The sequence below is a fragment of the Mesorhizobium sp. M8A.F.Ca.ET.207.01.1.1 genome (genome assembly GCF_004794715.1).
GTDB lineage: Bacteria > Pseudomonadota > Alphaproteobacteria > Rhizobiales > Rhizobiaceae > Mesorhizobium.
In genome coordinates this window covers 272,300-293,152 of sequence record NZ_SRUS01000005.1, presented here as the reverse complement: position 1 = coordinate 293,152, position 20,853 = coordinate 272,300, and the positions used below count along the sequence as shown (strand labels likewise).

The 20,853-nt window shown below is 64.7% G+C and carries 17 protein-coding genes; 6 read left to right on the top strand and 11 right to left on the bottom strand.

The window, feature by feature from the left end; all coding sequences use genetic code 11:
* Nucleotides 1-2: 2 nt before the first annotated feature.
* The 8 genes from EN850_RS16870 to murA form a co-directional block, all read right to left on the bottom strand.
* Entirely contained in the window at nucleotides 3-1,007 is a 1,005-nt protein-coding gene (locus EN850_RS16870; RefSeq protein WP_136091803.1) for a serine hydrolase, read from the bottom strand.
* Nucleotides 1,008-1,215: 208 nt separating this feature from the next.
* Entirely contained in the window at nucleotides 1,216-2,964 is a 1,749-nt protein-coding gene (locus EN850_RS16860) for an ABC transporter ATP-binding protein (RefSeq protein ID WP_136091802.1), read from the bottom strand.
* Nucleotides 2,961-3,800, bottom strand: coding sequence for an ABC transporter permease (locus tag EN850_RS16855; RefSeq protein WP_127870608.1), 840 nt, complete (start codon nucleotides 3,798-3,800; stop codon nucleotides 2,961-2,963). Before EN850_RS16855 ends, EN850_RS16860 begins: the two co-directional genes overlap by 4 nt.
* A complete protein-coding gene (locus EN850_RS16850) occupies nucleotides 3,800-4,759 on the bottom strand; it encodes an ABC transporter permease (protein ID WP_136091801.1) in 960 nt (319 codons plus the stop codon). Before EN850_RS16850 ends, EN850_RS16855 begins: the two co-directional genes overlap by 1 nt.
* Before the next feature lie 34 nt (nucleotides 4,760-4,793).
* Entirely contained in the window at nucleotides 4,794-6,308 is a 1,515-nt protein-coding gene (locus tag EN850_RS16845; protein WP_136091800.1) for an ABC transporter substrate-binding protein, read from the bottom strand.
* Between the two features lie 164 nt (nucleotides 6,309-6,472).
* Nucleotides 6,473-7,396, bottom strand: coding sequence for an N-acetylmuramic acid 6-phosphate etherase (murQ, locus tag EN850_RS16840; protein WP_136091799.1), 924 nt, complete (start codon nucleotides 7,394-7,396; stop codon nucleotides 6,473-6,475).
* Between the two features lie 163 nt (nucleotides 7,397-7,559).
* Complete coding sequence (locus EN850_RS16835; RefSeq protein WP_135921268.1) at nucleotides 7,560-8,441, bottom strand: N-acetylglucosamine kinase; 882 nt, start codon at nucleotides 8,439-8,441, stop codon at nucleotides 7,560-7,562.
* Nucleotides 8,438-9,694 (bottom strand): UDP-N-acetylglucosamine 1-carboxyvinyltransferase, encoded by a 1,257-nt coding sequence (gene murA / locus EN850_RS16830; RefSeq protein ID WP_127870611.1) that lies wholly within the window; start codon nucleotides 9,692-9,694, stop codon nucleotides 8,438-8,440. Before murA ends, EN850_RS16835 begins: the two co-directional genes overlap by 4 nt.
* 158 nt (nucleotides 9,695-9,852) lie before the next feature.
* On the opposite strand from murA, the gene EN850_RS16825 reads away from it, so the two are divergent.
* A complete protein-coding gene (locus tag EN850_RS16825) occupies nucleotides 9,853-10,704 on the top strand; it encodes a MurR/RpiR family transcriptional regulator (RefSeq protein WP_136091798.1) in 852 nt (283 codons plus the stop codon).
* A gap of 13 nt (nucleotides 10,705-10,717) precedes the next feature.
* On the opposite strand, the gene EN850_RS16820 is transcribed toward EN850_RS16825, so the two are convergent.
* The 3 genes from EN850_RS16820 to EN850_RS16810 all read right to left on the bottom strand — a co-directional run bounded on the left by EN850_RS16820 (nucleotide 10,718) and on the right by EN850_RS16810 (nucleotide 15,264).
* Complete coding sequence (locus EN850_RS16820) at nucleotides 10,718-12,073, bottom strand: glutamine synthetase family protein (protein WP_136091797.1); 1,356 nt, start codon at nucleotides 12,071-12,073, stop codon at nucleotides 10,718-10,720.
* A gap of 248 nt (nucleotides 12,074-12,321) precedes the next feature.
* On the bottom strand, nucleotides 12,322-13,020 hold the full coding sequence (locus tag EN850_RS16815) for a GntR family transcriptional regulator (RefSeq protein WP_136091796.1): 699 nt from the start codon (nucleotides 13,018-13,020) through the stop codon (nucleotides 12,322-12,324).
* Nucleotides 13,021-13,203: 183 nt separating this feature from the next.
* The gene (locus tag EN850_RS16810; protein WP_136091795.1) at nucleotides 13,204-15,264 is read right to left on the bottom strand and encodes a N,N-dimethylformamidase beta subunit family domain-containing protein; all 2,061 of its coding nucleotides are present in this window, start codon (nucleotides 15,262-15,264) and stop codon (nucleotides 13,204-13,206) included.
* Between the two features lie 42 nt (nucleotides 15,265-15,306).
* Here EN850_RS16810 and EN850_RS16805 point away from each other — a divergent pair, with 42 nt between their 5' ends.
* From EN850_RS16805 to EN850_RS16785, 5 genes are all read left to right on the top strand, one after another.
* A complete protein-coding gene (locus EN850_RS16805) occupies nucleotides 15,307-15,618 on the top strand; it encodes a hypothetical protein (protein ID WP_136091794.1) in 312 nt (103 codons plus the stop codon).
* An 88-nt stretch (nucleotides 15,619-15,706) separates the two neighbouring features.
* Entirely contained in the window at nucleotides 15,707-16,744 is a 1,038-nt protein-coding gene (gene ftsZ, locus EN850_RS16800; RefSeq protein WP_136091793.1) for a cell division protein FtsZ, read from the top strand.
* A 185-nt stretch (nucleotides 16,745-16,929) separates the two neighbouring features.
* The gene (locus tag EN850_RS16795; protein WP_245512072.1) at nucleotides 16,930-18,315 is read left to right on the top strand and encodes an SWIM zinc finger family protein; all 1,386 of its coding nucleotides are present in this window, start codon (nucleotides 16,930-16,932) and stop codon (nucleotides 18,313-18,315) included.
* The gene (locus EN850_RS16790; RefSeq protein ID WP_135865186.1) at nucleotides 18,312-19,751 is read left to right on the top strand and encodes a DUF5691 domain-containing protein; all 1,440 of its coding nucleotides are present in this window, start codon (nucleotides 18,312-18,314) and stop codon (nucleotides 19,749-19,751) included. Before EN850_RS16795 ends, EN850_RS16790 begins: the two co-directional genes overlap by 4 nt.
* A gap of 20 nt (nucleotides 19,752-19,771) precedes the next feature.
* Nucleotides 19,772-20,851 (top strand): AAA family ATPase, encoded by a 1,080-nt coding sequence (locus EN850_RS16785; protein WP_135865188.1) that lies wholly within the window; start codon nucleotides 19,772-19,774, stop codon nucleotides 20,849-20,851.
* Nucleotides 20,852-20,853 lie beyond the last annotated feature (2 nt).

Sequence of the window (20,853 nt, the reverse complement as noted above, 5' to 3'; positions counted from 1 at the left end):
TCCTAGTCCCTGTTGATGAGATCGCCGACCGCCTGCCGCAGCGAAACGATGCCGCTGTCGAAATGACGTGTCGGATGAATGCGGTTGGTGAGCAAGGTCCATGCCTTGCCTCTGTCGAAGTCGATCCACAGCCCGGTGCCGGTAAAGCCGGTATGGCCGATCGTTCCCGGACCGCACAGCGCACCGCCGGACCACCCTTCATAAGGGCATTCCCAGCCATGGGTGCGGGTGGCCGACAAGGGCGTACGCATCAACGCGATCGAACGCTCAGATGCGCCGGTGCCGTCCAGCAGCGCTTGCGCGAAATCGAGCACCGAAGCGGCCGTGCCGAACAGGCCGGCATGACCCGCACCTTGCAGGGCCGAGCAATTGTCGTCGTGCACCTCGCCCGACAGCACGCGATGGCGCCAGGTGCAGTCCTCGGTCGCGGCGGTGGCATCGGGTTCAGCGAACCAGGCAAAACCCGGCCCGGGCTCCATGTCGCGGATGCTCTTGCCCGACAGCCGCTCCAGCGCGAAGCCGAGCAGTATGAAGTTGATGTCGGAATAGACGGGATCACGGGCGCGCCATTCGCGCTGCAGGATGAAGGCGCGCAGCAGTTCGGGATCGCGTCCATAGGTGTAGATCGGCTCGACGGCAGGGAAGGGCGTCTGGTGGCCGAGGCACTGGCGGAAGGTCACCTTCCGCTCCCAGGCGTTCGCGTCATACTGGCGAAGGTCGGGAAGCAGGGTGATCAGCGGCGCGTCGAGATCGATGGTGCCGTCCTGCGCCAGCGCCAGGATGCGTGGCGTGGTGAAGATCACCTTGGTCAGGGACGCCAGGTCGAACCAGGTGTTTTCCCGCATCGGCCTGACCTTGGGCACGAGCTGTGCCGAGCCAATTGCGCGGACGATGCGTTCGCCACTTTTGTCGACAATGCCGAGCACACCGCCGGGGATACGCTTGGCCGAGACGGCCGTTGCCAAGGGCGCGAATGCGCGATCGAAGATCTGGGCGAGGTCGGTCAATGCCGGCCTCCTTCGGAGAGGTGGCGTCCTACGGCGCCCCCCTCTGTCCTGCCGGACATCTCCCCCTCAAGGGGGGAGATTGGCAGTTCGTGCGCGGCGCCAGCCCTCAGACGTTGAAGATTGGCGAAGGCCAATGTGACATCCGATCTCCCCCCTAGAGGGGGAGATGCCCGGCAGGGCAGAGGGGGGCGCTGTCCCGCTAACATGTCTAGGTCTCCACCCTCGCCATATGATCCCCGCCGAACCGCTCCCATCTCGCCGGCGCCGGCTCAAATCCCTGCGGCCTGACCAGAGAAGGCACCTGACGCGTGTCGATCTCGAAATGCTCGTGCCGCCGATCGATGGCCGGAACGGCTGATATCAGCTTCTTCGTATAGGAATGCCTCGGCTGCGATAGCACGGACTGCGCGTCGCCGATCTCGACGATCTGGCCGGCATAAATGACGGCGATGCGGTGCGCGATCCGTTCGACCACCGCCATGTCGTGCGAGATGAACAGATAAGCCAGCCCAAACTCGCGCTGCAGGTCGACCAGAAGCTCCAGAACCTTCGCCTGCACCGAGACATCGAGCGCCGAAACCGCTTCATCGAGAACGACCACGGACGGGTTGAGCATCAGTGCGCGGGCAATACATAGCCTTTGCCGCTGGCCGCCGGAGAATTCGTGCGGGTAGCGCTCGAGGCTGTTCTTGGGGAGGCCGACGCGTTCGAGCAGGCGCGCCATCCTAGCCCGTGTTTGGGCATCCACCCGCCCACCGGTGGCGATGACCGGCTCGGCGAGGATGCTCTCGATGGTGAGCCTCGGGTTGAGCGACGCGTAGGGGTTCTGGAACACCATCTGCACGGGCTTGGCACTGCGCTCCGCCGACGCCATTCGGCTGGCGACGGAGAAACTGCCACGCGTCGATCGCACCAACCCCAGCACCGCCTTGGCGGTGGTGGATTTGCCGGAGCCGCTCTCGCCGACGATGGCCAGCGTCTCGCCTTGCATGAGGTCGAAGTCGACGCCGTCGACGGCATGCACCGCGCCGGTCGCGCGACTGAAGAAACTGCTCTTGAGCGGAAACCGCACCACGAGCCCATCGACCTTCAAGGCCGGTTGCGTGTTCGCGCCCTTGTCGCGCAGTCCGTCCGCGCGCGCGGCCCGACCGCTGGCGAAATGCGGTACGTCCTGCAGCAGATGCTGCGTGTAGGGATGCTGGGGGCTGTCGAGGATCTGGTTCAGTTCGCCCTGTTCGACAGCCTGGCCGTTCTGCATCACCATCACCTTGTCGGCGATGCCGGCAACCAGGCCGATATCGTGGGTGATGAAAATCATCGACATGCCGCTTTCGCGCTTCAGCTCGGCCAGCAGCGCCATGATCTGTGCCTGCACCGTCACGTCGAGCGCCGTCGTCGGCTCGTCGGCGATCAGCAGGCGCGGATTGCAGGCGAGCGCAATGGCAATCATCACCCTTTGCAGCATGCCGCCGGACAGCTGGTTGGGCGTGTATTTCAGTCGTCGCGCGGCATCGGGAATGCGCACGCGGTCGAGCGCGTCCCTGGCTGCCGCCGTGGCTTGCCGGCCCGTCAGCCCGCGATGCAGCCGGAACGATTCCTCGATCTGCGTGCCGACGGTCAGCACCGGGTTGAGCGACGTCATCGGTTCCTGGAAGATCATGCCGATTTCGGCGCCGCGAATGCCGGTCAGTTGTGGCTCGGTTGCGGTCGCCAACTCGAAGATGGTCCCATCGGCCCGCTTGAGCTTCATCGAGCCGCCGGTGATGCGGCCGCCGCCGAAGTCGACGAGCCGGTTGATCGACAGCGCGGTGACGGATTTGCCCGAGCCGCTCTCGCCGACAATGGCCAGCGTCTCGCCGTCGGCGACATCGAAACTGACGCCGCGCACCACTTCGTTGGCCTGGGGATTGCGGCCGAAGCCGACGCGCAGGTCTAAAACCGAGAGGAGCGGGGTCATGCCAACGCCCTTCGCATCTTCGGGTCGAGAATGTCGCGCAAGGCGTCGCCCAGCAGGTTGAAGCCCAGAATGCTGATCATGATCGCCAGGCCCGGGAAGATCATCAGCCAGGGCGCTGTCTCCATCAAATTGCGACTGTCGCTCAGCATCAGGCCGAGCGAGGCGGCGGGCGGCTGCGTGCCGAGGCCAAGGAAACTCAAGCCGGCTTCCGTCAGCAGCGCCCAGGCGAGCGCCAGCGTCACCTGCACGGTCAAGGGCGCCACAAGGTTGAGCAGCAGATGCCGCGTCACGATGTAGGACGAGCTGCTGCCGAAGGTACGCGCCGCATCGACGAACTCGCGTGTCTTGAGCGACAGCGCGGGGCCGCGAACCACCCGCGTGAAGATCGGCGTGTAGACGATGCCGATGGCCACCACGCTGGTCCAAGTGCCCGGCCCGGCAACGGTAACGATGAGCAGCGCCAGGAGGATCGCCGGGAAGGCCAGCAGCACATCCATGACCCGCATCACCACGCCGTCCCAGCGGCGGCCGAGCCAGGCGGCGGCAAGCCCCAGCACCGTGCCGGCAAGGGTGGCGAAGGCAACCGAGAAGAAGGCGACCGTGAAGGACTGGCCGATGCCCGCCATCAGCCGGCTGGCGACGTCGCGGCCGAACAGGTCCGTGCCCATCCAGTAGCCGGCGCTCGGCGCGTGCAGACGGTCGATGCGGTATTGCGTGATCGGATTGTGTGGCGTCAACCCGAGCAGGCCAAGGATGGCGAGCAGCAGATAGACGCAGACGATGCCGCCGCCGATGCGGCCGCTGCCATGCCGGAAGACGGCGCGCAGGATGCGCATCACTGTTCCCCAAGCCGGATGCGCGGATCGAGCGCGACATAGGCGAGGTCGACCAGGAGATTGACGATCATGAAGTTGAAGGCGATGAACAGCACGCTTCCCTGCACCAGCGCGTAGTCGCGCTGCAGGATGGCGTCGAGCACCATGCGCCCGAGGCCGGGCAGGGCGTAGATCTGCTCGACGATGACCGCGCCTCCCAGCAGATAGCCGAACTCGATGCCGCTCAGTGTCACGACCGGGATCAGCGCGTTGGGCAAGGCATGCCGCCAGATGACGCTGCGCGCCGAGGCGCCCTTGCTGCGCGCGGTTCGCACATAATCGTCGCTCAGCACGTCGAGCATGGCGGAACGGGCTATGCGGGTGACGGACGCCGCGAAGGCGAAGCCGAGCGTGATGGCGGGCAGGATCAACTGGCTGAGATTGCGCAACGGATCCTGCCAGAGCGGCGCGAATTCGCCCATCGCCGGCAGTACGCCGAAGCCTGCCGAAAGCGTGTAGATGATCAGCAGTCCAAGCACGAAGCTCGGCGTCGACTGGCCGATCATGGCGACGATACGCACGCCGAGATCGGACGGCTTCTCATTGTGCGTGGCGGCGTAGATGCCTGCCGGCATGCCGACCAGGAGCGCGATGATCATGGAGAGCACAGCTAGCTCCAGCGTCAGCGGAAAGCGCTCGAGGATGACGTCGAGAACCGGCCTGCCATAGGTGACGGAGATGCCGAAATTACCGTGCAGGATGCCGCCGATCCAGCGCCAGTACTGGACGAACCAGGGCTGGTCGATGCCGAAATAGGCGGCAAGCGAATCCCGCTGTGCCGGCGTCAGCAGGCCGGCTTCGGTGCCCAGCATCGCCGTGATCGAATCGCCGGGCACCATCCTGATCGCGACGAAGACCAGGATGGACACGCCAAGCAGGACGAGAGGAAACGTCGCCAGCCGTCGCAAGAGATAGTCCACGCGAAGAAGTCCTCTCGTCCAATGCCTCCGGCGGCTACTGCTGGATGGTAACCTTGCTCAGGCTGAACAGCGTGCCGGTCGGCGTCGGCACGAATCCGGCGATGTTCTTCTGCTGCGCCGTGTAGCTGTAGGACGTGTAGAGCCAGATCCAGGGCGACATCTCGGCGAGATGCTTCTCGAACGCGGCGAAGATCGCCTTGCGTTTGGCCGGGTCGGTCTCGGCGCGGCCCTGCTGCATCTGGCTGTCGAGCGTGTCGTCGATGTAGTTCGACACCTTTTGCAGATTGCCAGCCTTGGTCCAGTAGCGGTTGTACATGGTGTAGGGGTCGGCACGGCCGCCATTGAGCGCGATCGCCATGTCGAAATCGCCCTTCAGCCAGGCGTCGACATAGACGTTGAGCTCCATCATCTTGATGTCGAGCTTGACGCCGATTTCAGCGAGCTGCGACTGGATGACCTGGGCTTCCGCCGCCGCCGTCGGCGGCTCGCCGGTGGCCCCGATCACGGTCGCCGAAAAGCCGTCGGCAAAGCCGGCCTCGGCCATCAGCTTCTTGGCCTTCTCGACATCGCGCTTGTAGCAGAACAACTGGCTCGGATCGGTGGCGAGCGCCGGGATGGTCAGCGGCCCGGTGACTTTGCCTTCGCCGAGCGAAGCGGTGTCCAGCACCTCCTGCCGGTCGATGGCGCATGAGATCGCCTGGCGCACCTTGAGCTCCGTCATCGGCTTGCGCGACGGATTGAGCTGCAGAACGTGATAGGCCAGCACCGGCACGCGGTTGAGCTGCAGGGTGGGTTCTTTCGGCACCAGCGTGGCGACGAGCGGATCATTGAGCAGGGCAAAATCGATTTGCTTGGTACGCATGGCGGCGAGGATCGCCGCTTCGTCCGGCAGTACGCTGATCTCGATGCCGTCGACGCCGGTAGCACCCCCGGCCCAGTCCTTGTTGGCGCTCAGGACTTCCTTGGCGTTGGGGTCCCATTTGTCGAGCTTGAACGGGCCGGAACCGACCGCCTTGGTGCCGATCGAACCGGCCTTGATCTCGGCCGCCGGAACAATGGCCGCGTTGACGTCGCTCATCGCCGTCAGGATCGGCACGTCGGGTTGCGAGAGGTGGAACACGACGGTCGCCGCATCCGGCGTGTCGATGCTCGCGATAGACAGGAAGTTGGCGCGGGCGGCGGCACCCGTCTTCTCGTCGAGGATGCGCTCGAACGAGGCCTTGACGTCGGCGGGGGTCACGGCCGTTCCGTCCTGGAACTTCGCCTTCGGATCGAGCTTGAAGGTCAGCTCCTTGCCGTCCTTGGAGAACGCCCAGGAGGTGGCGATGGCGGGGATGATCTGCAGGCTGGCATCGACCCGCACCAGCGGTTCATAGATCAGCTCCAAAAGCCGCAGCGACGAGAACGCCGTCTGCTTGTGCGGATCAAGCCCGGTGGCGTCCTGCGACCAGGCCATGTGCAGCGTCGCCGCCTGCGTCGAAACCGTCGCGATGCCCAGCATCGCGGCAAGGGTAATGCCCGAAAGCAGCCTTCTTGTAAGATGAACCATTCTCGTCTCCCATTATTGAACTCGATGCCTTGCAGTTTCCGTCGGCCGCTTCCAAGGCACACATGCTTTGGAGTATCGGCCCAGTCTATGCGGCTTGACGCCGTCTTGTCCCATGCGGCTTCTTGCCGTCATGTCTAAAGCGGCTTCAGCCGTTTTGTCCGGGCTCAGGCCGCTTCGTCGCTGATCGCCTTTCGCAGGAACCCTCCGGCCTTGAACAGCGCGGCCCGCGCCACTTCGACGTCGAGGCCGGTAATCGTCACCAAGATCGCCAGCTTGACGTCATTGCCGGTCCGGTCGAGCGCCTGTCGCGCCTGCGGCGCGGTGCAGCCGGTCGTCTGCATGACGATCCTGATCGCCCGGGCGACCAGTTTCCGGTTCGACGGGTTCAGGTCGACCATCAGATTCTGGTAGCTCTTGCCGATGCGGATCATCGAGGCCGTGGTCAGCATGTTGAGCACCAGCTTCTGCGCGGTGCCCGATTTCAGACGCGTCGAGCCGGTGAGAACCTCCGGGCCGACGACAGGCGAGATGGCGATGTCGGCGATGCCGGTAATGGTCGATGCCGGATTGCAGGACAGCGCGACCGTCGCCGCGCCCAACTGCTTGGCATAGGTCAGGCCGCCGATCACATAGGGCGTGCGCCCGCTGACCGCGATGCCGACCACCACGTCATCGGGTGTGAGCCCGATGTCCTGCAAGGCCTTGGCGCCCATCTTCGGATCATCCTCGGCGCCTTCCGTCGAGCGCACCAGCGCGTCGGATCCACCGGCGATCAGGCCGACGACCATGCCTTCGGGTACGCCGAAGGTCGGCGGGCATTCCGAAGCGTCGAGCACGCCAAGCCGGCCGCTGGTGCCGGCGCCGATGTAGATCAGGCGCGCGCCTTTCTGGAAGGCGAGCACGATGCGATCCACCGCGGCGGCGATTTCCGGCATGACCTTATCGACGGCCGCCGGGACAAGCCTGTCCTCGTCATTGATCCTGCGCAGGACGTCGATGGTCGGCAACAGGTCGATGTCGACGGTCCTTGGGTTCCGGCCTTCGGAAACCAGCCGGTCCAGCTCAGACATCAACCCTTGCTCGGTCATTCCAGCCTTTCAAAATCATGCTGCACGGCGCCGGGCATCGCTCGACGGGCGGAGCGGGTCCGGATCCTGGGTCCGCCATCGCAGTTTTCTTTGTTAACTTTTTAGAATTCAATATTCACATCGTCAATCGAAGTTTGGAATATTTTATTCCTATCTTGTCGACCTAGCCTCCGCCAACCGACCTCTTGGCAAGAATGATCGCGCCGGACACGGCGTCGCCGTCGGCGGGCTTCAGGCGTCGGCGCACGTCAGGGGAAAGCCAGGGTTCGAGTGGGCTGGCGAGGCCACCGAGCAAGGTCACGTGCGGCGCGCCTTTTTCGAACAGCACCCGCACCAGTGTGTCGATCTGTTCGGCGGCGCTTTGCACGATGCGGCGTCCGACAGGGTCGCCCTGGTCGGCATGGCGCATCACCATGGGTGCAAGCGCGGCATAGTCCGTCGCGCTGGCGCGGTCCATCCAGGTGACGGCCTCCATCGGGTCGCCGGCGAAGCGCTGCATGACCTCCGCCAGCAGCGCGGTCCGTTCGTGCCGGCCGTCATGGGCGCGCAATGCCAATTGCACGGCTTTCAGTCCGAGGTCGGCGCCGCTGCCCTCGTCGGAGATCGGAAATCCATAGCCGCCGGCGCGCAGGTCGCGGCCCTCGACAAAGCCAAGGCCGATCGAGCCTGTCCCGGCAATGACGATGGCGCCGTCCTTGCCGGAGTGCGCGCCAAGGCAGGCGCCGACGCCGTCGCTGACGAAATCGATGCTGGCAAAGGGATGCGCGATTGCCCGCAGCGCCTCCAGCGCGCCCTTGCGGCCGATACCGGCAAGGCCGATGCCGGCATGGATCCGGGCGGTCTCGGCTGGCGCGAAACCTGCTTCCTCGACCGCCGCGCCGAAGGCTTTCGCGATCGAGGCCCAGGCTGCCTCGATACCGAGCCGCGTCGTCGCCGGGCCGGACAGGCCCTGTCCCAGCACCACGCCTTGCGCGTCCTCGAGGCGGGCGCGGCAACCGGTGCCGCCACCATCGACGCCGAGGAAATAATGCGCCTCGGTATTCATGCGCCCAGCCGCTCGATGTCGGCACCGCAAAGGCGCAGCTTGCGGTCCAGTTGCTCATAGCCGCGGTCGAGGTGATAGACGCGGTTGATTGTTGTCTCGCCTTCACTGACCAGCGCCGCCAGCACCAGCGACACCGAAGCGCGCAGGTCGGTGGCCATCACCTGCGCGCCATGGAGCTTCGCGCCGCCGCGCACCAGCGCCATGGTGCCTTGCAGCTTGATGTTGGCGCCGAGCCGCATCAGTTCGGGCACATGCATGAAGCGGTTCTCGAAGATGGTCTCGCGCAGCAGCGACGCACCCTCCGCGCAGCACATCAGCGCCATGAACTGCGCCTGCAGATCGGTCGGAAAACCGGGATAGGGTTCGGTCGTCAGGTCGGCGGCCTTGAGCGGCCGGTCGCGCGACACGATCAGGCCGCGATCGCCCGGCCAGACGCTGACCCCCGTCGCTTCCAGCAATTGCACCACCGAGGCCATGTGTTCGAGCCGGGCATGGGTGAGTTCGAGCTGACCGCCGGTGATCGCCGCGGCGATCGCATAGGTGCCGGCCTCGATGCGGTCCGGGATGATGTCGTGCCTGGCCGGGCGCCAGCTGGTTTCGCCCGCGATCAGGATGCGGTGCGTGCCGGCGCCATCGATGCGCGCACCCATGGCGTTGAGGCAAGCCGCGAGATCGGCCACTTCGGGTTCGCGCGCGGCGTTGAGGATTTCGGTTTCGCCCTTGGCCGTGGTCGCCGCCATCATGGCGGTTTCCGTCGCTCCGACCGATGGCGAGGGGAGCACGATGCGGGTGCCGGTCAATCCGTTCGGCGCCGAGGCAACGATCAGGCCGTTCTCGATGGCGATCCTGGCGCCGAGTGCGGCGAGTGCGGCGACATGCATGTCGACCGGCCGCGCGCCGATCGCGCAGCCGCCCGGCAGCGAAACCCGCGCATGGCCGAACCGCGCCAGCAACGGCGCCAGGACGAGCACCGTCGCCCGCATCTTCCGCACCGTGTCGTAGGACGTCTCCTTGGAGACGGCGGCACTGGTGTCGATGGTCGCGGCATGGGCGGACCGCGTCACGTCGGCGCCGTGAAGCCGTACCACGCCGAGCATGTTTTCGACGTCGGTTACGTCAGGCAGGTTGGTCAGTTCGAGCGGATAGGGGCTGAGCAGCGAAGCCGCGATCTGCGGCAAGGCGGCATTCTTGGCGCCCGATATGGTGACCGCGCCTTGCAGTCTCTGTCCGCCGACGATCCGCAATCTGTCCATGGCTGAAACCTTGACGATGAGGGCCACACTGGCGACCTGCTCCGAATCCCGCACTTTGATCCGGGTCGAGTTGAGAATTAATTCTGCATTCTTGGCTGTCAATCGAAATTGGAATAATTTATTCCTCGTCTTGCAAGTCTGAACAGCGAGGAATTCCCGTGTCCGTCCTAAGCAGGATCAATGCGAAGCTCGACGGCATGGCGCCCGGCGATCGCGAGATCGGCCGGTACATCGTCGACAATCCCGACCAGATGCTGCGCCTGTCGACGGCGGCGCTCGCGGCCGAGATCGGCCGCAGCCAGTCGAGTGTCGTCAAGTTCAGCCAGAAGCTCGGCTATGCCAGCTACCAGGAGCTCAAGCTCGCCGTCAGCGAGGCCAAGGCGCAGGACTGGCAGGTGCCGGCCGGTGTCATCCATGGTTCGATCGAGGTCGGCGACAACTTTCCGGTCATCCTGAAGAAGCTGATCGGCAGCAAGCTGCTGTCGATGCAGCAGACCGTCGCCGCCAACAGCGAGCGCATCATCTCCCGGACGCTGGAACTGCTGGATGGCGCGCGCCGCATCCATCTGGTCGGCGTCGGCGCCTCCTCGCTGGTGGCGCGGGACTTCTCCTACAAGCTGATGAAGCTCGGTCGCAATGTGCTGCACGACAGCGACAGTCACATCCAGATGGCCAACGCCTCGACGTTGGGGCCCGACGATGTGCTGTTCGCGCTCTCCTATTCCGGCGCCAGCATCGAAACCCTACGCATCGCCGAGCTTGCAGCCAAGCGCGGAACAATGGTGATCGCCGTCACCGGCCTGCACGACAATCCGCTGAGCCGCGTCGCCGACATCCGCCTCTACACCATCGCCGATGAGGAACGTGCGCGCTCCTCGTCCATCACCGCGCGCGACGCGCAGCTCACACTAACCGACCTGTTGTTCATCCTGTTGGTGCAGAGGCAGCCCGACGCCAACGACTATGTCCACAACAGCGAGGCGGCGGTCTCGGTGCTGAAGGCCGGATGATCGCCGTAAACACTCAGACGCTTTCGAGATAGGTCTCGATCTCGAAGTCGCTGACGTTGAGGGCAAAGGTGTTCAACTCCTGGCGTTTGCAGGCGACAAAAGAGTCGCGCAGGATCGCCGGGAAGATCTCCGCCACATGCGTTCCACCTTCGAAAGTGGCGATCGCGGAGGCCCAGTCCGGCGGTAGCTTGGCTGGCGCCGCGCCTTGGCCATCGCTCCCGGTAGGCTCGCCCGGCGACATCTGTCTTTCGATGCCGATCAGGGCTGCTCCCAATATGGCGGCAAGCACCAGATAGGGATTGGCATCCGCCCCCGACACGCGATGCTCGATGCGGCGCGCCCCGGTCGGGCCGCCGGGAATGCGGATCGCGACCATGCGGTTCTCGTAACCCCAGGCGACCGCGGTCGGTGCATAGGAGCGCGGGCGAAGGCGGCGATACGAATTGAAGTGCGGTGCGAAGACCAGCGTGCTCTCGGCCATCGCCGCCAGCAGCCCGCCGACCGCGTTGCGCATGGTTTCGGAGCCCTGATCGGTGCCGTCGTCGAACACGTTGCGACCGTCGGCGTCGACCAGGCTGAAATGGACGTGAAAGCCGTTGCCGGCCCGGTCGCCATAGGGCTTGGCCATGAAGCAGGCGGCAAAGCCATGCTTGCGGGCAATGCCCTTCACCGCGCGTTTGAACAACACCGCATCGTCGGCGGCCCGCAGGGCGTCGGCGACATGGTTGAGGTTGATCTCGAACTGGCCGACGCCGTTTTCGGCAATCGCCGTGTCGACGGGAATGCCTTGCGCCCGGCAGGCCTCGTAGACGTCGTGGATGAAGGCCTCGAAATCGTCGATCTCGTCGATCGACAATGCCGCGTCGGAATCGAGACGCCGCCCGGTGACCGGCGAGACAGGTCCGACCGGCCGCTGCGACTGCGGATCAACCAGATAGAATTCAAGTTCTGTCGCCGCGACCGGGGTCAGGCCGAGCGCCTTGTAACGGTCGAGGATACGGGCCAGCGCGCGCCGGGGATCGCCGAGATAGGGCGCTCCGCTCTCGTCGGCTAGCCAGAGCGGGACAAGCGCGGTCGGATGCGCGGTCCAGTCCACCGGCAGGATGCCGCGTCCCGTCCATTGGCAAAGGCCGTCGGCATCGCCGGTCGAGAAAACCAGCGTGTTGCCTTCGATATCCTCGCCCCAGATGTCGAGCCCGATCAGCGAGTAGGGCATGCGCAGCTTGCCTTCGAGCGCCTTGCGGGCCTGCTCTACCGGGATGCGTTTTCCCCGCATGACGCCGTTGAGGTCGCACACCGCCGCCCTCAGGCTCTGGATGTCGTTTCTGCTTTCAAGCCAGCTCAGAACGTCCGCAATTGCATCGCTCAATTTCCGTTACCTCTGGTTCCCTGCGGTGCCGCGCCTAAGGCGGCCACCCTATTTCACGACAAGACGGCTGATGAGTCCATGAAGGCATCTCCGACATCAGTCGGAAGAATTTCCTTCATTTTTTCAGATCATTAGCCGGGATGTCGGGAGGCATTTCAGGAACCAATTGCGCGATTTGCGATCGCAACATAGCGGCAAGGCAAGGGAAAGCCAAGTGGCATCTGGTGACGGGTCCAGGAGACACCGGTCTAGCTCCTCGCTTCCGGAAACCTGGCCTGCCGCAGGATATGCGCGGCGCCCTCGTCGATGTCGCGAACGATGGCCGCGCGCGCCCGCGCGCCGTCCTGTGCCTCGATCGCCGCGACGACTTCCTCGTGATAGTCGATGTCCAGAATGGAGGAGAGGTCGTCCTCGAACCCCATGGCGAGGTTTCGGAGAAACGGGCCGACCTGCATCCACACCGTCTCGATCAGGAAGACCATCTGCTCGTTGCCGCAATGACGATAGATCGAGAATTTGAAATCGTGGTTCTTCCTGAGATAGTCGCCGATGTCGCCCTTGCGGGCGGCCAGGGTCAATTCCGCGCAATGGCGTCGGATCGCCCGCAGATTGTTGCCGTTGATCAGTTTCGTCGCAAGCTCGGTCGCCGGGCCTTCGAGGATCGTGCGCACGGCGGTCAACTGCGAAAACCGCTCGGCCGAGATCACCGGCACCTCGACGCTGCCGCTCGGCATCGGGCTCAGCGCCCGCAAGGCCTGCAACCGCATGAAGGCACTGCGCACCGGCATGTCGCTGGTGCCCAGTTCCCTGGCAAGCTTGCGCGAGGTCAGCTTCTGGCCGGGCAGGAATTGGCCTGACATCAAGGCCCGCACGAGCTCCAGATAGACCTTCTCGTGCAAGGGCACGGTGTCGACGGCGGTCAAACCGAAATGTGTTCTGTCGGCCATTGGCGGGTTGCTTCATGCGTTCTGAAATTGACCTGACGACACGCGCCGCGGACAAACCTTGAGCCGGGCACGGCGGGAACACCCAAGCCGCCGATTGATCATACATGATAGACGCTTCGGTCGTTGCGCGGCAAGCCAACTGCCCGAACCGGCGCGGTGCGGTGGGTTGCCTTCCTTTCCGGGCTATCGATCCCCGGCCTGCCGGCTCTTTTCCGCCGCCAGATGCGTCAGCAAATTCTTGGTGATCCGGCCGACGTCGTTCATGGCATCGCCCGCCGGCAAGGCGCCGCACCAGGCGACCGAACTCGCGCAGAAGATCAGGCCGCCCGAAGACAGATGGCGCAGCGTCATCTCCGCGCAGCGGCGGCCGTCGCGCTCGCTTTCACCTCCCTCGTACCAACGGGTGGCATCATGGACGAAGCTGTCCGGGAAGCCGGTCGCGCGGGCAATGACCATGGTGTCGGGGGACGTGCCCAGATGCGGATCGGTGGCATCGACTTCGTAGCCGGCGGCGCCGCCAAGGACGATGCCCTCGTCGCCGAAGGTCTCGCTGGTGACGCCGTCGAACAACCACGCGGCCGAGGGTTGATGGCTTTCCGGCGTGCGTGTGAAGGGTCGCGCGCCGTCAAAACCCATCAGCGAGATCGCGACGCCGGTCAGCGAGAATTCACCGCGCCCACTGGCGCGCAGATAGCCGCCCGGCTGGTTGGTGATCGACAGTGACTGTTCGGCGATGGGGCCGTCCCAGGTCCGGCCCGCCTCGAGCGGCGAGCGGCGCAGTTCCATCAGATCGTCCTTGAATGCGACCTTGCCGGCAAAGCCATTGCCGCCGAGATAGGCGATGCTGTCGCCCGCCGCCGCGAACTGGCGCAGCGCATGCTCCATCTCGACCGACATATATTCGGGATGGCTGCCGGTGATGACAGCCTGATAATCCTGCAGGCCGGCAAGGCCCCGCTCATGCAGATCGCGGTCGGTGATGAGATCGAAGGCAATGCCGTTGCTGTGGCAGAAGCGCAGAAAGTGCAGGTCGACCGGCAGATTGTGCGGGCAGCCGCACAGCGGATAATTGTAGTCGTCGCGCAGCGTCGCCTTCGGCTTCCTGATGGAACAGATAGACACGCCGCTGAGATCGCTGTGGTAGTCGTAGAGCGACTTCAGATTGTTGTCGATCGCGAAGCGATGGCCGCGATCCTCGCACATCCATTCGTAGAGATGCGCCGGCAGGAATTCATCCGCATAGGCGAGATAGGTGGCCGTCGGCACCAGGAACAACAGTGGCGCCCGGCGCACCGACGAAGTGATGAAGAAGACGACGCGCTCCGATCCGGCATCGTGACCGACCTCGAAAGCGTAGACCCCGGACGGCGTCTCGGCGGGAACCTGTAACTGGTAGGAGGCGGGCCACTGCAACGCGCCCATGTCGTCGTCGTGGCAATGCACGGCGTCGTAATGCGACGGCACCAGGCGGGGATCGAAACTCGACCCGTCCCAGCGCCGCGAGGTCATGCAGAAAGCGGGCTGGTTGACCGTTTCCAGCAAGAGGCCGCGATCGGCGCCTGTCGAAGCGAGCGGGCCGCTCGGCAGCAGAGTAGGAAACGCCCAGGCGATGCGACCGGCCGCGGTTCGCAGCGCGATTGCCGAGAACTTGGCGTTGAGCGACCTGAGGTCGTTTGCCGCGCTGGTCCCGAAGACCATGTCTCCGGACAGGGGCCGCCAGGGGAGGTCGAATTGACGATGCAGGCGAAACGGCGACAGGAGATCGTCCGATTCGATGCGCAGCACGGTCACGCCGTCGTTTGCCGAAATCTCGACCTTGAGCCAGGTCTTTGCCGGCAAGGCCACGTGGGTTTCGAGCGGCTTGCCGTCGTGGCCTGACGTCAGCCGCCCGTCCTGCAAGCCCAGGCGCAGGTTTCCGCTCTCGAACAGCACGCGGGCGCCATCGTTGCGCGTCAAATACACTTCGAAGGCGACGCCTTCGATCTCGGTGGCCTTGGCCAGTTCCGCCGCCGCGATCTTCAGGAAGGATCCGTGATCGAAATCGCGGTGGGACACGGCATTTCCCGTCGGCTCGACGCGCCAGCCCATCGGCTCGGCCGCGGGAGTATCGAGCCGCACGACGTGCACGTCGCGTAGCTGCCGCGACGACGAGACATGAAGGGCGACCGGTGTTCCGGCCGCTGTATGCCAGGGAACGGTGTAGCCTGAGACGGCCATGGCGCCGTGATCGACGGGGCGTTTCATCGCCGCGAAAGTCCGCGCCGCAATCCCGGCTGACGCAATCTCATGGCTGGCAAACTGGACAACTCTTTCAATTTTTGGGTTCTGGAAGGGAGATATACCCCTCCAGCTTTGATTGATGTCGAACTCCGCGGAGATCTCGCCCTGGCCATTGAGACGATCGGCAAAGGCGGGTTCCGCCCGGCCATCGCCAGGCATCCGTCGTGGCGCCTGATCCGCGACGACAGTATCGCGATCACCCGGGACCGGACAATCGCGTTCTCGCAGGTCGGCCTCTTCATCACAAAACTTGACCTTCACACACTTGCACGTGCGGCCGCTCTCTGGCTTTTTGGGGTACCCATCCGAACGGACTGATTCGCGTCATGCCGCTCGATTGCAATGTCCTACGGGCAGTCTGCTTGTGGGTCGTGAAGCGCACGCAATTGGCGAAGGAGAAGCAGGCATGGCCGAGTTCAAGAAGCCGGAAATCTCCGAGATGAGACCCAAGATCACCGTTATCGGCGTCGGCGGCGGCGGCGGCAACGCGATCAACAACATGATCGTGGAACAGCTTCAGGGAACCGAGTTCATTGCCGCCAACACCGATGCCCAGGCGCTGACCATGTCGAAGGCGACGCGGCTGATCCAGCTTGGCGCGCACGTCACGGAAGGCCTCGGCGCCGGCTCGTTGCCCGAGATTGGGCGTGCCGCGGCCGAGGAATCGCTCGACGAGATCATGGATCATCTGGCCGGCACCCATATGAGTTTCGTCACCGCCGGCATGGGCGGCGGCACCGGAACGGGTGCGGCTCCGATCATCGCCCAGGCGGCGCGCAAGGCCGGCATCCTGACGGTCGGCGTCGTCACCAAGCCGTTTACCTTCGAGGGCAGGCGCCGCATGCAGATGGCCGAAGAGGGCATCGAGCGGCTGCGCGAGGCCGCCGACACGGTGATCGTGATCCCCAACCAGAACCTGTTCCGCATCGCCGATGCCAAGACCACCTTCGCCGACGCTTTCGTGATCGCCGACCGGGTGCTTTATTCCGGCGTCAGCTGCATCACCGACCTCATCGTCAAGGAAGGCCTGATCAACCTCGACTTCGCCGACGTCAAATCGGTGATGCGCGGCATGGGCCGCGCCATGATGGGAACCGGCGAGGCGTCCGGCGACGGACGGGCGATGAAGGCGGCGGAAGCCGCGATCGCCAACCCGCTGCTCGACGAAATGTCCATGAAGGGCGCCAAGGGCGTCCTGGTGTCGATATCGGGCGGCAGGGACATGACCCTGTTCGAGGTCGACGAGGCGGCCACCCGCATTCGCGAGGAAGTCTACGAGGACGCCGACATCATCGTCGGTGCCATCTTCGACAAGAGCATGGAAGGCCGGTTCAGGGTCTCAGTGGTGGCGACGGGGCTCGATCGTTCGCTGGCCGAGGGGGAGGTCCATGCCGATATGGCGCGTGACCATCCAGGCCACGCGCCGACACGAATCCTCCAATAGAATTTATTGGCGGGTCTCGCCAATATCGCCTTTTTGCGTGCGCAGCGGGCTGGTAGAGACAATCGGCACGCAGCGCCTGTATTGATCTCCAGTCCGCCGCTGCTACAAGAATCCGTCACAGACGGCCATCTATACTGGCAACTGGCATTCGTTCTGGCGACCAGAGGCGCGGCTTGGAATTTGACTTGAAAACGATCGAGGCGCTTGCCCCTGACCAGGCATCGCTGAGCGCCGCTTCCAAGCTGACCAAACGATCGAACTGGCCACGCCTCGAAAAGAACGAAGCGCTGGCCCTTATGTGGGGCGAGTGTCAGGGATCCGGTTCCAATCCCTATCGTGTGGTCGTCGACACCGGCGATCATGGCTATAAATGCACGTGCCCGTCGCGGAAATTCCCCTGCAAGCACAGCCTGGCCTTGATGTGGATCGCCGCCACGGTGCCGACCAGTTTTACCCCCGCCGATTCGACGCCGGAGTGGGTGAATGATTGGCTCGGCCGCCGCAGGAAGACCACGCCGCCGAGCACGCAACAGGCCTCGGGTGCCGGCGGCAAGAGCATCGGTGAAGCCGCGCGGACCGACGAGAGCACCGAGGTGGAAGACACGGCGGCCGTGGAACGCCGCGAAGCGGCACAGCGCAAGCGGGCCGAGGAGACACGATCTTCGGTCTCGGCGGCGCTGGACGAGATGGACCAGTGGATATCGGATCAGTTACGGCTTGGTCTTGCCGGATTTGTCGACAACAGCGGCGACCGTTGCCGCCGGATTGCCGCGCGGCTGGTCGACATGAAGGCGACGGCCCTTGCCGGCCGTCTCGATGAGATTCCGTCGCGGTTGATGTCGCTTCGCAGCGAAGAACGGCCCGATGCGGCGATCCGCGAACTTGGCAAGCTGGTGCTGCTGGCCAAGGCCTGGCGTGCCGCGCCCGACGATCCCGAAATGAAGCGGTTGGTGTCGACTTCCGAAACGCGCGAGCAGGTTCTGGCCAGCCCCCACGCGGTCCAGGTCGAAAGTGCATGGGAGGTTCTCGGCGAGAAGATCGAGACCCGCCGCGACGGTCTCGTCAGCCATTCGACCTGGCTGCTCGATATCAGGAGTGCCGCTCCGCAATTCGCGCTTCTGCTCGATTATTTCCCGGCTTCGGCCGGCCGCCGGTCCAACGCCTTCACACCAGGCGACCGCTTCGACGCGCGGCTGATCTTCTATCCGTCACGCCAGCCGCTGCGTGCCCTGGTGATGGACCGCAAGGGTAAGGTTTCGTCGGGCGAGTGGCCTGCTGTTGCGTCGAGCGAAACGGATCCGCTCGCCACGCATCTTTTCTGTCAGGACGCGGCGCCGTGGCTCACCGATTGTCCTGTCATGCTGCCGCCAGGCGCGATCCTGCTCGACGACCGGGGCGCGCCCTGGTGGCAGGCGGCTGGCGACCCGAACGGCATCGCTCTGCCGATCAACGAGGCTGTCAGTCCAACCCTTCTCGGTATCGATCTCGCGGCAACGGTCGCGCTTTGGAATGGCAGCCGGCTCGACCTCCTGGCGGCGCGGAGCAGTTTCGGGAGGCTCGACCTGTCGTGAACGAGCTTGAGCAGATCGGCCTGGCGGCGATGCGTGACTGCTGGATCACCGGCGGAACGAGCTTCGACCTGGCCCCGGTGGCGTGGCAACAAATCGCCGGCGGTTCGGACCCCGACGAGAAGGAGCGCCGGCTGCTGGTGATCGCCGCGCAGGCGCTTGAAATCGCCTTGCGGCCCGCCGCGCCATCGACGCTGAAACGCCGCCCCCCGTTACCAGCACTCGCTTTGCCGATGTTGCCCGCCCAGCTGCGGCCGCTTGTCAGAGCCGCACTCAAACAGGCGGCCGACACAAGGGGCAAGGTACGGGTGGTGGCGCTTGTCGCCAGCCATGGCCTGGTGCTGCATCCGATGGACTGGATGCCGGCCGCCTCCGATCAGGACAGTCCTGATGTTTATGCCCCCTGGGTCGACTGGCAGGCGGGCGTCGAAGGGCAAAGCCATATCAGCCAAGACAGGCTGACGGCGCAAAACTGGCATGATTTCTACCCCGCGGCGCGGCGTACGGCACTGGCCGAGATGCGCCGCCGCGAACCGGCTTCGGCCCGGCTGCTGATCGAGACCAAGGGATCCGGCGAGCCTGCGGAGATCAGGCTTGCCCTTATCCAACTCATGCATTTCGGGCTGGGGCCGGATGACGTGCCGTTTCTGAAGGGCCTCTCCGCCGATCGCTCAGGCAAGGTGCGCGAACTCGCCGGCCGGCTGTTGGCAAGGTTGGGTCAGCACGGCCTTCCAGGTGAGGGCGGAGGCGAAGATCCGGTCACCGAACTTGCGGCCTTCATCAGCGCGGGCAAATCCGGGTTCATCCGCCGTCGCACGACCTACACGCCGGTGAAACCAAAATCCCCGGCGCAGGACCAGCGCCGCGCCGAATTGTTCGGCACCTGCAATCTCGTTGATCTCGCCACACGCTTTGGCGTTGGCGAAACCGAATTCATCGCCGGTTGGCAGTTCGGCGCCGACAACAATGCCGATATCTTTTTCGCGCGAATGGTGGCCGCCTCGGGCAGCGATGGCGCGGTGGCGCAGATGGCCGACACGCTTGTCGCGGAAGGCGGCAAGCCGGCGCTTTTCGTGCTCCAGTTGATGCCGCGCCTGGATACCGGAAGAAAACAGGCCCTCATCCGGCTGATCTTGAAAGACGCGGCATATCTCGCCTCGCTCAGCCTGCTTGAAGCCGCCGAGGCGGGCTGGGTGGAGTGGGGCGACCTTGGGCAGGTCCTGCAGGCGCTGCGTCCGGCCGTTGGCGGAAGCGATGACGCCGCCAGGCGGACCGCCGACAACGTCCTCGAAATGCTTGGCTTTCTTGCCACGTCAGCCACGGCAAAGCGGCTGATCGACGAGATGGTAACAGCCGGCATGCCGCCGGCAGCCCCTTCGCTCGGCTTGCTGCGCCTCAACGCGGCGCTGGCCGAATATCAGTCCGAATCTCGAAAATGATCAAATCCGGAGAACAGCAAATGAACGCAGTCATCCGTCTTCCGGTCGAGCAGGCCTATGCCGGCGAGTTGCAGGCGCTGGCGCGTAACGACGATCGGCAAAAGCCCGCCGGCTGGAGCCTGTCGCCAAAGGCGGTGCTGACCTATCTCCTCGGCGGAAAAGCCGACGACGGCACGCCGATTACGCCGAAATATGTCGGCCGTCGCCGATTGATGGAAACCGCGGTGGCGACGCTCGCAACCGACCGCGCCCTGCTGCTGCTTGGTGTTCCCGGTACCGCCAAATCCTGGGTGTCGGAGCATCTCGCCGCCGCCATCATGGGCGACTCGACGCTGATCGTGCAGTGCACCGCCGGCACCGACGAAAACCAGATCCGCTATGGCTGGAACTACGCACAGCTTCTCGCCAAGGGCCCGAGCGAGGAGGCGCTGGTGCCGACACCGCTTTATCGCGCCATGCAAGGCGGCAAGCTCTGCCGCCTCGAGGAACTGACGCGCATGGGTTCGGACGTGCAGGATACGCTGATCACCGTGCTGTCCGAAAAGATGATGCCGATCCCCGAGCTCAACACCTCGATCTACGCGCAACGCGGCTTCAACATCATCGCCACCGCCAACAACCGCGACAAGGGCGTCAACGAATTGTCCTCGGCACTGAAGCGCCGCTTCAACGTCGTCGTGCTGCCCTTGCCCGAAGACATGGCGGAGGAGGTGGCGATCGTCTCCAAGCGAGTCGGCGAGATGGCCGGCGGTCTCGACCTGCCGGTACCGAAGAATGTCGGCGACGAGATCGCTCGCGTGCTGACCATTTTCCGCGAGCTTCGCTCGGGCGCGACATCGGACGGCAAGGTGACGTTGAAGACGCCATCCGGGTCGCTGTCCACGGCCGAGGCGATCGCGACCATGGTCGGCGGGCTCAGCCAGGCGGCATGGTTCGATGGCGGCAAGCTCGGCGCCGAAGGCCTGGCCGCCAGCCTCGTCGGCGCGATCGTGAAAGATCCGGTGCAGGACAAGCTCGTGCTGGAGGAATATCTGGAGACGGTGCTGAAGAAGCGGCCCGACTATGCCGGTTATTACGCGGCCTTGAACGCAGCGATCTGACG